Raw genomic sequence first — 13,409 nt, 5'->3', positions numbered from 1 at the left:
AAAGATTAATTTTTATTAACCCATCACCCTCCTCAAAAAAACTGTAGAAACTATTATATAAATTCATATGTCTCCACCTTAATTCTAGGACTTAATTTTTTTGTACTCCCCCCACTATTCTTTTTTTCAAATGCCTCAAAATGGATTTGAGAAATTAGGGAACTATAATGTCGTATTGAAACATATTAAGGGGGATAAAAGGTGGACAAGGAAATGAATTATGGAAGTGATTACAAGTTTATTCCAGCAACTTCAATTGAAAGTGGTCATGGCATCGAAGTATTGCCTGATTTATTTTGTTACACGATTCAAATCGTCAACATCTGTTTTGTTGGAAATCCCGAGAGCAATGATTTTGTTTTAGTTGATGCTGGAATGCCTAAATGTGCAAATGAAATTATCTCTGTCGCTGAGGATCGATTTGGTACAAACAGCCGCCCAAAAGCAATTATTTTAACTCACGGGCATTTTGATCATGTTGGTGGAATAATTGAACTCATTAAGTATTGGGATGTTCCCGTCTATGCCCATCAAATGGAGATACCTTTCCTGACCGGACAACAAAGCTATCCTGAACCAGATCCAACAGTTGAAGGTGGTATGGTAGCGAAAATGTCCCCTCTGTTCCCTAACGAACCGATTGATTTAGGAAGTAGCATAAAAGTACTTCCTACAGATGGAACTGTTCCCCATATGCCAGAGTTTAGATGGATTCATACACCAGGACACACTCCAGGTCATATTTCATTATTCCGAGAAAAAGACCGAACATTAATTGCTGGGGACGCTTTTGTTACGGTGAAGCAGGAATATCTATATAAGGTAATTACTCAAGAACAGGAAATAAGCGGTCCGCCTCGTTATTTAACAACAGACTGGAAAGCCGCTAAAGAGTCAGTTATTAAGCTAGCGAAGTTAAAGCCTCTAACCGCTGTTACTGGACATGGGATACCGATGTCAGGTGAATTGCTATCAACAAGCCTCAATACACTCGCTCAAGAATTTGATAAAATTGCTACACCTGATTATGGAAAATATGTAGATAAAAACATAAATTAAACAAAAAACTAAAATGTATCACAAAATCAAAACGTCAAAGGATATTAAAATATGTAAAAAACAATAATCTTAGACAACATCTTTATTTTAAGAATGGAACTATCCTTATTGAATAAAACTCGATATTCCGCAAACACTACCTGTAGTGTAGCCTGCTTCTTACCCAGGTTGTACTTCTTACCATAAAAAAGAGCAGTCATAATAAATAACTGCTCTTTTTACTTTTAACATACTTTTTTAAATTTTGTTCATACCATACTTAATCCATAATACGATTTAACTAAATTTTATTTCAAAGTTTTTAGTTTCAAAAAATCCGATACATCCCATGACCTTACTACATTATTAACTTTTGTTCTCTGTCTGCTACCCCTAGACCATTGCAAACAAAGTATAAAAATTAGAACAATATCAATGAAATCCCCGCCATAATACATCAGCACGCCTCCCATTTCAGCTTGTTCAGTAACTACACCAGCAGGCGGATGAGCATATATGTATTTTGATAATATCCCATGACCAGCTGATGCAATTATTAAAATAATTGATCGGTACATATAGCTATACCTATGGGATATTAAATCAACATAAATCATTGATGTGGTAAACAGATATCCTGCAATAAAAACGTGGAAATGTATGAACAAATGAAGAAGTATACTTTCGTGCATCATCGAGTATAAGCTAGTCGTATAGAGAATCCATAGTCCTCCTAAATTAAGCAAGGTTGCGATAATTGGATGAGTAAGAAGTTGTAGAGGCCTACTCTTTAGTATCCTTGAAAGACGTCGTGCTGCTTTCACATTGAGCGTTCGTAAAAAAAGAGTCATTGGAGCGGCTAATGCTATAAAAATTGGAGCAAGCATCCCAAGGAGTAAATGCACAAGCATATGCACTGTGAAATCATTATGAGCACGATGAGCTAAGGGCCCAACAACTGCTATTGCCACACAAATAAGTCCTAAAATCCAGAAGACACTTCGATATAACGGCCATCGTTTGTAATGGCGATTTGATAAAATTGTGGCTACTATATAAATTATTAACATAATTAAAATGAATACGAATAGTAAAATATCCAGTGCATTCCATATTTCATGATGAAGATGGTTATTATTCATTTAAGCTTTTACCTCTCAATAATCTTTCATCAGTTCTTGTCTGAAAAACTAGCAGAATGCCAATTAAGAGCATTACAGCCGCAATTATATTCCATATTACGTCGTAGATAAGAACATTATCTACGTATCGAATCTGATGTATTTTCATTAGTTTATGTTGAATTATACCGTCATATAATTGAAATCCACCACTACCAAGCATTAACCCGCTCCACCATCTTTTCAACCAAAATGCATCTCTACGACGAAGATCAGCAACTATGAACAAGGAACCAATCGTTGCAAACCAACTAAAAGCATGAAAAAGACCATCTGAAATTAATCCAATATCTGTTGTAGATTTATCATAGAAATGGTGCCAATGTAGCAGTTGATGAAAAATAGTTTCATCTATAAAAGCTACTAACCCTAGGCCAAACAAGATACCTGACCATAGATTACGGGTCAGATAAACAGAAGAGGTTAAATAGCTTGTGTTTTTGGTTTTGGTTACCATTAAACCCTATCCTTTCCACTCATGTATATTCTTATTTTTCCCAAAAGAAAAAAGTGCTAAACATACTTAGCGCCAAAGGTAATTAATGTTCAGTTAGAAATATTATATAGATACTTATTCTCTAAGCATATTTAATATTTGATGACAACTCACTAAAATAACTTTAAGGAGTTCACAGATTCTAAAGTAGCGTTAGTATAATTTCTTTAATATTTTCGAATCAATCTATATTTTTAGCTTCTAATCAATTTATTAACAATGGAAATTACCATTTAGTTTTAACTATTTGATTTTCTATAAATAAACTATAGTTTTCCTCTAAAGATAATTTCCATATCTTCATTTTAATATTGCATTTGTATTGCCTTTTGCACATTTTGAACATCATTTTTTAATAGTTTCTTTAAATCGTAAGCTGGATAGTAACCACGTTCGTACATAAAGTTAAAAACCTGTGCATGTAATTGTATAGCACCATTTATTTGACGGGTTAAAACTTCTCTAAGTCGCGGCGTTGCGGTTTCGGTAATAGCTATTGCATAGTTTCGAACAGATGTCTTTGCTAATCCAAGTAAATCTCCAGCGTAAAATCCAGTGTCATCACGATGCTGTGATTGGAATCCAGGAGCATAAGGATAAAATTGTACTAACTCTTGTAGATTGTTTTGGATGGCATTTATAGCTTTAATATATAACGATTGAAGTGCTTGATCAGGTACATTCCTAACCGATTTTTTTAATTTGATTAAACCGTTTGTTTGAAATGCTACTAATTCATGTAACTCCAATGTTTCATGCCAAGCTAGCTGATTCGGATAAGACATAGACGTTCCCCCTTAATATTCATTCATGCCACACTATGCAAAAAAATTCAAAAAGGGCCTATACTACTGAATTTATTTCAATCTAATTCATGATTACTTTTCATCCTTCTATGTTAATCACAATAAAATATCCTTAATTCCTCTTCCCTACTTTTTTATATCCTTAATTTTGATTTTCAAAATGACTTCCTCGCCTTTACAATCTATAAATTTAATTTTTTCTTCCTTAAAAATCCCCATCATAATACATCCCTTCTTGTTTCGTTATAAACCATATTAGTTAGAAACTATAAATTTGAACATTGTACCTACATATTCCTTATATATTTTTTAAATGTTATAGCTACTTAAATTTATACATGATTAAAAATTAACTATTAAAGTAACTACATTGAAGGGGATTCTTCATTAAATCCTTTTATTTTTATAGATTGAAAAATAATTATTTTAGTCGTGTTAGTCACCCATTCCTAAATAATTAATAGGCTATATATTATGACTTAGGAGGGATAAAAAGATGACTATACTTTATGATAAAGACTCTTTACAAAAAATTTTCACTACCCTTCCACATTGGCAACAAGAAGCTTTTCGTTCTTTCAAATTGAAAATGACAGATAAAAATAAACCTTTCCCTTGTATACCAGCCCAACACGGTTTTACAGCCAATCACCTCAGATACGGATTCATTGGTGATCCTAGAGATACGAATACTAGCGAGGACTTTGCTGCATTACTTAAAGAATATACTGAATGTTCTAGAGAAACAGGTCAATATGCCTCATTTATTGTTTTTATTCATACACCAATAGATTTAGAGCGAGAAACTACAGTTAAAGATTTTGAACATATTTATTGGTCTCTCCTTAATACAACTAGCCGTTTGGACGAGATGGAATGGCCTACACACATTCCAAATGACCCTATGGAAAACACTTGGGAATTTTGCTTTCATAATGAATCATATTTCGTTTACTGCGCTACACCCGCCCATGTCAATAGACAAAGTAGACATTTTTCATGTATGATGCTCGCTTTAACCCCTAGATGGGTTTTACAGGGGATTATGAGCTCTGAGAAACGCAGTAGAAAACTAAAAAACTTAATACGTCAACGTCTAGCCGCTTATGATAAAGCTCCTATTCATCCTTCTCTCAAAGATTATGGTCAAAAAGATAATTATGAATGGCAGCAATATTTTTTACGTGATGATGAGACAATTCCATCAAAGTGTCCATTTTCTCGAATAATAAAATACTTGCATAAAAATAAATAATCCCCTCTGCTTTTTATTATTTAGTTGTACAAACTTTAACCACTGAATAGATTTAATATAGATCAAATTCAGTGGGAGGAGCATGTTATACGTGGGGATATTTTTAAGCTATGTTTTCTTGGGTTTATCATTATCTGCTCCAATGGGGCCTATAAATGCTGCACAGTTAGAAAAGGGTATTAGAAGTGGGTTTTTTCACGCTTGGATTCTCGGCATAGGAGCCTTACTTGCAGATGTTATCTACATGGCACTTATTTATTTAGGGGTAATTCATTTCCTTGAAAAAGATATTATAAAACTTTTCTTATGGTCTTTCGGAGCTTTTGTTTTAATCTATACAGGCATCGAAAGTTTAAAAAACGCGAATCAAATTAGCATTAGTAATACTAGAAATGACGATTCAATTATTAAAAGCTTCTTTTCTGGTTTCTTTATGTCTTTATCTAATCCATTAACAATCCTATTTTGGCTTGGCATTTTCGGCTCGATATTAGCAAAAGCCGCTTCTTCTTATAATAAAGAGCAGCTTTTGTTATATAGCTTAGGGATTATTTTAGGTATTTTTATATGGGATATTACGATGGCAAGTACATCTAGTATGTTTCGTAAAATTTTGAATGCTCGTATATTGTCTCTTATAACGGTAGTATCTGGCATATCACTTATTATTTATGGATTATATTTTGGTTTTCAAACTTACCAAATTATTTTTCAATAACTTCTATTATTTAGTTCTGACATACTATTCATGGTGTGAAAAGAAAGATACTTCATATAGCTGGATTCCTTTTTCGTGAGACAAAATGAACAATTATAGTAACAATAATAACTATTCCTAAAAATAACAAGCTCACTAAGAAACCAAAACGCGTTGTTTTTTGCAATAGTGTTCCACTAACAGCTAGTGCAATCATAATAAGACCAATAATACTTTTTATCTGCATCCACCCTTTTGGATTCATTAGTCTCCAAAAGGAAAGAAGAATTAAACTCCATGTATACAACAACATTAATCCAGCTGCAGTTGTTACATATTCATATATATTTTTTGGTAGTAATAAAGCGCTAAGGATAGAAGCACCAAGCCCCATTATGATAAGAATTAAAGCTGGAAAAGAGATATTCTTCTTGTTTTTTTTCGCAAACATCGCAGGTGCATCACCCTCTTCAGCTAAGTTCATTAATACACTTGTCACTGCAAATAATGAACCAACTAACGTTGAAAAGCCCGCTAAAATTAATACTACATTTAAAATAAATGGCACGTACGGCAAATTATAATCTTGTAATGCTATTACAAAAGGACTTTCTTTCGTATTAAACTGGTTTAATGGAACCATCATAATTGCCAACCCTAAAGAGACTACGTAAATAATCGTTAAAATCATTAACATTACTCTTCCTGATTTCTTTGCATCTTTAGGGTCTTTAAGCCTTATTGTCATTAACCCCATAATTTCAATTCCTCCAAATGCATAAAATGCATAAATTAGAGAGGACCATGTGCCTTTTAATCCATTTGGAAACCAATCTTTAAAATTCCGCGGAATTTGTGCTTTATATAAACCACCCTTTATAAATCCTAAAATAACTAAAATAGCAATTACAATAAACCCCATAATAGCAGCAATCTTTATAATAGCCATCCATTTCTCTAAACGTTCGAATATTTTTACCCCTATAAAAATAATTAATATAGCCGCTACTCCATATATAGTAGCAAATATCCATAATGGTATTTTAGGAAACCAATAGCGTGAAAAGATTCCTAACGCACTTAACTGGCTACCCATAATAAGCAGTTCAGAACACCAATATGTCCATCCATGACTAAAACCCGCCCAATTTCCAAAAGCTTTTCTTGAATAAATGCGAAAAGATCCTTTTTGTGGATCTTCTACAGCCATTTTTGCCAATGCCTCAAATACAATATATGTAGTGAATCCAGTTAAAATAAGAATAAGAATAATTGAAGAACCACCTATTTTAATTCCTATACTAGATCCTAAAAAGAAGCCTGTTCCTATCGTACAACCAATCCCAATAAGTGAGAGTTGCCACCATTTTAAATCTTTTTTTTCTTTCGTTTCATTATTAACATCATGACAGGTCATATTACTATTCTCCTTTATTCATTTCGAGAATGTCCCTCATGATTACTTAAATACTTCTCAGCAAGCTTTTCAACAACATCAACGACATCATGAGCCTTTATTTTATGGTTTGCTACTCTTTCACTTCCTACAGAAATCTCAACTGTAAATAGCGCTTCATATTTCATTTTTTCTGCCCCTTTCGCATCAAATATAACCTCTTATCTTTTATTTCACAAAAATTAATTATGTATTTAGAACCTCGAGAGTATAAAAGTTAAACAAATAAATTCGAGTTATAGTTGTAAATCTAAAAAAATGTATGAGAAAGGAGAGACAGCATGCCTCTCCTCTATATCCATTTCGTATATAAAATTAACGAGTAACGCCACCGCCAAGTTGTTGCTCAGCTAATGATACAAGACGTTTTGTAATTTCACCACCAACAGATCCGTTTGCACGAGCTGTTGCATCTGCACCAAGTTGCACTCCAAATTCTTGAGCAATTTCATATTTCATTTGATCAAGAGCTTGTTCAGCACCACGTACTAATAATTGGTTGCTGCTTCCACTGTTATTGTTTGACATGTTAATTCACCTCCTTCTTTCTTTAATATGTTAAATTACATGATAAAATATATAGTTAATTAATTGGTAATTACGACCACGAATTCAAAGGTATAATTGATGCTCTTTAAGCCCAAAATAATAGTGTATAGGAGAACGAAATATAACATACGTGCCATGGGATATCATAAATAGACCTCCATTACAATATAAAACGGGTTACGCTATATAAAAGCATAACCCGTTTTATATGGAATGTTTTATTCAATATACTTTTAAATAGTGGAGGAAAAAAGATGAAACATATTGTTGCTTTATTAATTAAATATACAGCCGTAACTGCGGTATTATTAGTCATACTCGGTATTTTCCAAGGTATTTCAATTCCTAGAGTATTATTAATTTCTCTTTTCCTTACGGGAACTGCCTATTTAATCGGAGATCTCTTCATTTTACCTAAATACGGAAATGCGATTGCTACAATGGCAGATTTCGGTTTAAGCTTCTTTGGAATTTGGTTATTAACATCCTTGTTTACTAATTTAGATGCTACTCATAATATTGGATTTTCTTCATTTTTAGCTGCTTTAATTATTGGCGGAATAGAAGTTTTCTTCCATATTTATATGCAGAAGTTAGTACTGCGTAATGACAATGAATTAAGAGAACATAATCATATTCACCATGATAAATACGCTATGGAAATATCAGATGAATATATAGATTCTTCCACAATAAATAAATCCAAGCTTAAGGATACATCTAAAAAATAAAAAAGTGGCCAACGCCACTTTTTTATTTTTGTTTATTAAGCTTGATCAGAATTTCTTACATGTAATGGAGGTGGAACTACCCATCCCTTTTTCTTACTTAAACGTAGCAGAGTTACACCTGCCTGCGCTTTTTTCATATGAAATTGTCCAAACAACATGCCTACATCTTCTCGAAGGCATTTTCCCATTACTTGACTACATGTCACAAGTCCAGCTGCTAATCCTGTAGAAACAGCTGCAGCAATTTCAACATCATTAATACGTGCTCCAGGAGGAATGTCTTCGATAGATGCAACTGGTCGTTCTGGAGGAGCAGGCGGTAAAGCGACCCCATTAATCTTTAAAAGAGCTTTTAATTCTTCTATTTCCGAATTCATATCATTTTCAATTAAGCCTTCTAAAAACTTCTTCAAATCTTCATCACCTGTGTGATTCATAAACACTTGATGGCTTGCAATTGCACCCTGTGCAGCAAGAAGATAACTCCAAATGTCAAATACTTCTCCGTAATGTAAAGGTTCATTTTGAGGATTTCCACTTAATATACCCATTTTTAAATTCCTACCTTTCGAAAATATCATAATAAATATTGATTTCAATATTGAAATCAAATTTTTAAGTATGCTTTTTCCTGCAAAAGATTTTCTACTATGCATGGAAAACACCTTTCCAACACTGCGTGTTTATTGTTTAGGAAAGTAGTTTACAAATTAAATACTCAAAGATTATGAAAGAAGATTATCAATAATCTTTGAGTGAGAATCTGTTTAATATAAGGTTTTTTATTTTTATGAATACACAAAAGAAATTGATTTACATATTTGCTATATTTTAAGCTAATTTACTTAGCGGTTAGCTCTACCACCAAGTTGTTGTTCTGCCATTGCTACTAAACGTTTTGTGATTTCACCACCAACAGATCCGTTTGAACGAGCTGTTGTATCTGCACCAAGTTGTACACCAAACTCTTGTGCAATTTCATATTTCATTTGATCAAGAGCTTGTTCAGCGCCTCGAACTAATACTTCATTACGACTTCCACTATTATTTTTTCCCATATTGTTTCACCTCCGATGTTTTTAATATGCTACAAATTATGAAATAATAATTATCCTTTTTATGGAAATTAGATTATGAATAAAAATTGATTTTTTTCTTAAAGTAGGGCAAAACATATAAGAAAGAATAACTGATATAACATACTTTCATAACAACACTATGTATACTTTCTAATTCCCTTCAGTAAATAAAAGAAAGATTTCTATTTCACCAAGAGATTAAATAAAATTATGTTTTGAGACATAATTCAAAAGGAGATATGAGATGAAAGCTGTAACCTATCAAGGACCAAACCAAGTACAGGTTAAACAAGTGGATGATGCAAAATTAGAGAAAAAAGATGATATTATTGTAAAAATTACTTCAACCGCTATTTGCGGTTCTGATTTACATCTATATCAAGGCAACATGCCCTTACCTCAAGGATACATTATCGGCCATGAACCAATGGGAATCGTTGAAGAAGTCGGGCCAGATGTCACTAAAGTGAAAAAAGGCGATCGTGTTGTCATCCCCTTCAACGTTTCTTGTGGACATTGTTTCTATTGCCAACATGAAATGGAAAGTCAATGTGATAACTCAAACCCTCATTACGATTCTGGTGGATACTTTGGTTACACAGAGAAATTTGGTAATCATCCAGGAGGACAAGCAGAATATTTAAAAGTTCCATTTGGTAATTTTACTCCATTTGTTATACCGGAATCATGCGAACTTGAAGATGAATCCCTACTATTTCTATCAGATGTTTTACCAACAGCCTATTGGAGTGTAATAAACGCAGGCGTTAAGCCAGGTGATACTGTTATCGTCCTTGGTTGTGGACCTGTTGGATTAATGACACAAAAATTCGCTTGGATGCAAGGTGCTAAACGTGTAATTGCAGTGGATTACTTAGATTATCGGATGAATTATGCAAAAAAGATTAACAATGTTGAGGTATTTGAGTTTACAAAGTTCCCTGATATGGGAGAACATTTAAAGGAAATTACACATGGCGGCGCCGATGTAGTCATTGATTGCGTAGGCATGGATGGAAAAAAATCAACACTAGAATTTCTAGAACAAAAATTGAAATTACAAGGTGGAACTCTCGGCCCTATTCAAATTGCTACGAAAGCCGTAAGAAAATACGGAACGGTTCAAATGACTGGTGTTTATGGTGGCAATTATAATGCATTCCCACTCGGGGCATTTTGGGTTAGAAATATTAATCTTAAAATGGGACAAGCACCTGTCATTCATTTTATGCCGGAACTATTTGAAAAAATAACAAATAAAGAATTTGATCCAAAAGAGATTATTACACACAAAATTCCCCTTGAAGAAGCGAGTTATGGTTATCAGATTTTTAATAATCGTGAAGACGACTGCATAAAAGTCATTCTGAAGCCTTAAAGCTACAATTCATTATTCTTAATGAAAAGATAAGTATCTATCCCCTATTTTCATCTCACATCTAAAATAGTTATTTTCAAAAACTTTGCATTTTGAGGTAATAAATACTTGGTAAAAACATGAATTAAAGTATTAAGTAACCAAATAGCGGACACGATAACAATGTTAACTAACTTAAAAGAGGTGTACTTCATGTTTTATTATAAAGAAGAACTGATTAATATTATCAAGCCGGACAAGCCAGATCCAGCTGCCGCAAAAGTTTTACAAGAAATATTAGGTGGACATTATGGCGAAATGCGTACAATGATGCAATACTTCTTCCAAAGCTCAAATTTTAGAGGGAAAGAGAAGCAATATCGTGATTTACTTCGAGGTGTTTTTTTAGAAGAAATAAGCCATGTAGAACTTGTACAACATACAATTAATCAACTATTAACTGGATCTGGTGAACCTACACCAGGAAATGCAGGTGTTGACACAGCACCACTTGATGAAGCGGTTAAACATGCCAATCCTCATCACTTTATTGTAGGTGCTCAAAGTTCATTGCCCGTTGATGCAGCTGGCAACCCATGGAATGGATCTTGGGTATATAGCCATGGGAATTTAATTAGCGATTTATTAGATAACGTAGTACTTGAATCTACAGGTGTACTTCAAAAAACTAGAATTTATGAAATGAGTTCCAATCAAACTTTTAGAGAAACACTTGCATTTTTAATTGTACGTGATAATGCACATCAAAATGCTTTCGCAAAAGCTTTAGAGACATTGGGTGTTGAATGGGGGAAACTCTTCCCTGTGCCGAACTATGATATTAATAAATACCCAGAGTGCAGAAAGTATGTAGACATGGGATTCCATAACGCACAATTTAATTTTAGCTTAGATCCAACAAGAATGGGAGAAATATTCCAAGGTGAATCACCAAGTAGAAACAAAGGAAAATTAGCAGTAACGGACCCGCCAAAAGGTTTTCCTGTACCAGAACTTCCTGAAATGCCAAATGAGCATAGTCCTGGATTAAAAGATATGGGTCTTTGAGATTATTATGGCCAACTATTGATTCATGGTTGGTCATAGTTTTTTATAAAGATTCATGTAAACTTGTTGTTAACATGATAGGATATTTTAATAAATCCTCTTTATTTAAAATTGATGTTGATTATATTGCTGCTCCTCTTAATTTTGTTTCTATGAACTATTAAACGCCACTGTTACTTACTTATAATCTCCCTACCTCTATTCACGTATAAAATCCCTATATTGTAAACAAAGAGGAGGGACTTGTCCCCCCTCTTCTTTTAATTTTTCTTTAAAAGAGTTGCTCCTGCAATCCCTGGGTGTGTCATTTCGAATGGATCTAGAATTAACTCTAAGTCCTCTTGTGACAATACACCATTTTTCACACAAAGTTCTCGAACAGATTGCCCTGTCGCGATTGCTTCTTTCGCAACGCGAGCTGCTGCTTCATAACCGATATGAGGGTTCACGGCTGTAATAATTCCTACACTTTTCTCAACATACTCTTTTAAGCGATCTTCATTCGCTTCAATTCCTTTTAAGCAATTATCTGTAAAGGCACGGAAACCGTTATTCATAATGCTAATCGATTGCAGTAAGTTGAAAACAAGTACTGGTTCCATCACGTTTAATTCTAATTGTCCTGCTTCTGAAGCAAGGCAAATTGTATGATCATTACCTATTACTTGGAACGCAATTTGATTAATAACTTCTGGCATAACAGGGTTTACTTTCCCTGGCATAATAGATGAACCTGGTTGACGAGCTGGTAACATAATTTCTGCTAAACCAACACGTGGACCTGATGCCATTAAGCGAAGGTCATTCGCAATTTTAGACATATTCATCATACATACTTTCAGTGCTGCAGATACTTCAGTATAAGCATCCGTATTTTGCGTCGCATCTACTAAATCTTCTGCACCAACAAGCGGTAATTCACTAATTGCAGCTAAATGTTTTACAACTGCTTCAATGTATTCTGGATCTGCATTTAAGCCTGTACCAACTGCAGTTGCCCCCATATTTACTTCATATAAATGTTGACGCGATTGTTGAATTCGTTTCATATCACGTTCAAGTACGCGAGAGTATGCTTTAAATTCTTGTCCAAGACGGATTGGCACAGCATCTTGTAAATGTGTACGACCCATTTTAATAACATGGTCAAACTGTTCTGCTTTTAATTCAAATACATCATGCATATAACCCATCGTTTGTAATAAGCCTTCTAATGCATTTAATGTTGCGATATGAATCGCCGTTGGGAATGCATCGTTTGTTGATTGCGCCATGTTTACATGACTATTTGGACTAATATAATGATAGTCTCCCTTTTCCATCCCTAATAATTCAAGAGCACGATTGGCAATGACTTCATTTGCATTCATGTTCATTGAAGTACCCGCTCCGCCTTGGATTGGATCTACGATGAAATGATCATGCCATTTTCCATCAAGAATTTCTTGAGCAGCCTCTGCGATCGCACCGCCCTTGTTCAATTCCAATCTTCCTACATCTGTATTCGCAAGCGCTGCTGCTTTTTTTACAATTGCGAACGCTCTAATTAAACTTTCATGAATTTTATACCCTGTAATCGGGAAATTTTCAACAGCGCGTAAAGTCTGAATTCCGTAATATGCCTCAATAGGTAATTCCTTTCCTCCCAAAAAATCATTCTCCACTCGCACGTTCTTGTTTGTCATTGCCATTTTAA

The 13,409-nt window shown here is 33.9% G+C and carries 15 protein-coding genes; 6 read left to right on the top strand and 9 right to left on the bottom strand.

Annotated features, from left to right (window positions below; all coding sequences use genetic code 11):
- The first annotated feature begins 201 nt into the window (after window positions 1-201).
- The gene (locus MKY38_RS06930; RefSeq protein WP_070179890.1) at window positions 202-1,059 is read left to right on the top strand and encodes an MBL fold metallo-hydrolase; all 858 of its coding nucleotides are present in this window, start codon (window positions 202-204) and stop codon (window positions 1,057-1,059) included.
- Between the two features lie 287 nt (window positions 1,060-1,346).
- Here the strand turns inward: MKY38_RS06930 and MKY38_RS06925 are convergent, their stop codons facing one another.
- The 3 genes from MKY38_RS06925 to cotF form a co-directional block, all read right to left on the bottom strand.
- Window positions 1,347-2,180 carry a cytochrome c oxidase assembly protein gene (locus tag MKY38_RS06925; protein WP_065224617.1) on the bottom strand — a complete coding sequence of 278 codons (834 nt, stop codon included), beginning with the start codon at window positions 2,178-2,180 and terminating at the stop codon, window positions 1,347-1,349.
- Window positions 2,173-2,676: a DUF2243 domain-containing protein gene (locus MKY38_RS06920; RefSeq protein ID WP_065224618.1), complete on the bottom strand. Its 504-nt coding sequence runs from the start codon at window positions 2,674-2,676 to the stop codon at window positions 2,173-2,175. The genes MKY38_RS06925 and MKY38_RS06920 overlap by 8 nt, the downstream gene beginning before the upstream one ends.
- 344 nt (window positions 2,677-3,020) lie before the next feature.
- Entirely contained in the window at window positions 3,021-3,500 is a 480-nt protein-coding gene (gene cotF / locus MKY38_RS06915; RefSeq protein WP_065224619.1) for a spore coat protein CotF, read from the bottom strand.
- A gap of 517 nt (window positions 3,501-4,017) precedes the next feature.
- On the opposite strand from cotF, the gene MKY38_RS06910 reads away from it, so the two are divergent.
- Window positions 4,018-4,776 carry a YqcI/YcgG family protein gene (locus MKY38_RS06910; RefSeq protein WP_065224620.1) on the top strand — a complete coding sequence of 253 codons (759 nt, stop codon included), beginning with the start codon at window positions 4,018-4,020 and terminating at the stop codon, window positions 4,774-4,776.
- Window positions 4,777-4,867: 91 nt separating this feature from the next.
- Window positions 4,868-5,494: a LysE family transporter gene (locus MKY38_RS06905; protein WP_065224628.1), complete on the top strand. Its 627-nt coding sequence runs from the start codon at window positions 4,868-4,870 to the stop codon at window positions 5,492-5,494.
- Window positions 5,495-5,546: 52 nt separating this feature from the next.
- Here MKY38_RS06905 and MKY38_RS06900 read toward each other — a convergent pair whose 3' ends face one another.
- The 3 genes from MKY38_RS06900 to MKY38_RS06890 form a co-directional block, all read right to left on the bottom strand.
- Complete coding sequence (locus MKY38_RS06900; protein ID WP_065224621.1) at window positions 5,547-6,890, bottom strand: amino acid permease; 1,344 nt, start codon at window positions 6,888-6,890, stop codon at window positions 5,547-5,549.
- Window positions 6,891-6,904: 14 nt separating this feature from the next.
- Complete coding sequence (locus tag MKY38_RS06895; RefSeq protein WP_006920787.1) at window positions 6,905-7,057, bottom strand: hypothetical protein; 153 nt, start codon at window positions 7,055-7,057, stop codon at window positions 6,905-6,907.
- Window positions 7,058-7,244: 187 nt separating this feature from the next.
- A complete protein-coding gene (locus MKY38_RS06890; protein ID WP_000069660.1) occupies window positions 7,245-7,457 on the bottom strand; it encodes an alpha/beta-type small acid-soluble spore protein in 213 nt (70 codons plus the stop codon).
- Window positions 7,458-7,732: 275 nt separating this feature from the next.
- On the opposite strand from MKY38_RS06890, the gene MKY38_RS06885 reads away from it, so the two are divergent.
- Window positions 7,733-8,209, top strand: a complete 477-nt coding sequence (locus tag MKY38_RS06885; RefSeq protein WP_341048496.1) for a YndM family protein — start codon at window positions 7,733-7,735, stop codon at window positions 8,207-8,209.
- A 35-nt stretch (window positions 8,210-8,244) separates the two neighbouring features.
- On the opposite strand, the gene MKY38_RS06880 is transcribed toward MKY38_RS06885, so the two are convergent.
- Together MKY38_RS06880 and sasP are read right to left on the bottom strand one after the other, a co-directional pair.
- Window positions 8,245-8,760, bottom strand: coding sequence for a DUF3231 family protein (locus tag MKY38_RS06880; RefSeq protein WP_001986359.1), 516 nt, complete (start codon window positions 8,758-8,760; stop codon window positions 8,245-8,247).
- A gap of 294 nt (window positions 8,761-9,054) precedes the next feature.
- Window positions 9,055-9,267, bottom strand: coding sequence for a small acid-soluble spore protein, SasP family (gene sasP, locus MKY38_RS06875; RefSeq protein WP_000517671.1), 213 nt, complete (start codon window positions 9,265-9,267; stop codon window positions 9,055-9,057).
- A 265-nt stretch (window positions 9,268-9,532) separates the two neighbouring features.
- On the opposite strand from sasP, the gene MKY38_RS06870 reads away from it, so the two are divergent.
- Both MKY38_RS06870 and MKY38_RS06865 read left to right on the top strand, forming a co-directional pair.
- Window positions 9,533-10,666 carry a zinc-dependent alcohol dehydrogenase gene (locus MKY38_RS06870; RefSeq protein ID WP_065224623.1) on the top strand — a complete coding sequence of 378 codons (1,134 nt, stop codon included), beginning with the start codon at window positions 9,533-9,535 and terminating at the stop codon, window positions 10,664-10,666.
- Between the two features lie 192 nt (window positions 10,667-10,858).
- The gene (locus MKY38_RS06865) at window positions 10,859-11,713 is read left to right on the top strand and encodes a manganese catalase family protein (RefSeq protein ID WP_000500356.1); all 855 of its coding nucleotides are present in this window, start codon (window positions 10,859-10,861) and stop codon (window positions 11,711-11,713) included.
- A 260-nt stretch (window positions 11,714-11,973) separates the two neighbouring features.
- Here the strand turns inward: MKY38_RS06865 and aspA are convergent, their stop codons facing one another.
- Window positions 11,974-13,404 (bottom strand): aspartate ammonia-lyase, encoded by a 1,431-nt coding sequence (gene aspA / locus MKY38_RS06860; RefSeq protein WP_001251924.1) that lies wholly within the window; start codon window positions 13,402-13,404, stop codon window positions 11,974-11,976.
- Between the last annotated feature and the right edge of the window lie 5 nt (window positions 13,405-13,409).

It is taken from the genome of Bacillus sp. FSL R5-0585 (assembly GCF_038004545.1).
Taxonomy (GTDB): Bacteria; Bacillota; Bacilli; order Bacillales; family Bacillaceae_G; genus Bacillus_A; species Bacillus_A cereus.
This window is presented reverse-complemented; position numbering and strand designations above follow the sequence as displayed.

Excerpts from the sequence above, each read along its gene's own strand:
- MKY38_RS06880 (WP_001986359.1), bottom strand. The coding sequence starts at position 8,760 with ATGGGTATATTAAGTGGAAATCCTCAAAATGAACCTTTACATTACGGA.
- aspA (WP_001251924.1), bottom strand. The coding sequence starts at position 13,404 with ATGGCAATGACAAACAAGAACGTGCGAGTGGAGAATGATTTTTTGGGA.
- MKY38_RS06870 (WP_065224623.1), top strand. The coding sequence starts at position 9,533 with ATGAAAGCTGTAACCTATCAAGGACCAAACCAAGTACAGGTTAAACAA.
- MKY38_RS06890 (WP_000069660.1), bottom strand. The coding sequence starts at position 7,457 with ATGTCAAACAATAACAGTGGAAGCAGCAACCAATTATTAGTACGTGGT.
- sasP (WP_000517671.1), bottom strand. The coding sequence starts at position 9,267 with ATGGGAAAAAATAATAGTGGAAGTCGTAATGAAGTATTAGTTCGAGGC.
- MKY38_RS06925 (WP_065224617.1), bottom strand. The coding sequence starts at position 2,180 with ATGAATAATAACCATCTTCATCATGAAATATGGAATGCACTGGATATT.
- MKY38_RS06920 (WP_065224618.1), bottom strand. The coding sequence starts at position 2,676 with ATGGTAACCAAAACCAAAAACACAAGCTATTTAACCTCTTCTGTTTAT.
- MKY38_RS06910 (WP_065224620.1), top strand. The coding sequence starts at position 4,018 with ATGACTATACTTTATGATAAAGACTCTTTACAAAAAATTTTCACTACC.
- MKY38_RS06885 (WP_341048496.1), top strand. The coding sequence starts at position 7,733 with ATGAAACATATTGTTGCTTTATTAATTAAATATACAGCCGTAACTGCG.
- MKY38_RS06895 (WP_006920787.1), bottom strand. The coding sequence starts at position 7,057 with ATGAAATATGAAGCGCTATTTACAGTTGAGATTTCTGTAGGAAGTGAA.
- MKY38_RS06865 (WP_000500356.1), top strand. The coding sequence starts at position 10,859 with ATGTTTTATTATAAAGAAGAACTGATTAATATTATCAAGCCGGACAAG.
- cotF (WP_065224619.1), bottom strand. The coding sequence starts at position 3,500 with ATGTCTTATCCGAATCAGCTAGCTTGGCATGAAACATTGGAGTTACAT.
- MKY38_RS06900 (WP_065224621.1), bottom strand. The coding sequence starts at position 6,890 with ATGACCTGTCATGATGTTAATAATGAAACGAAAGAAAAAAAAGATTTA.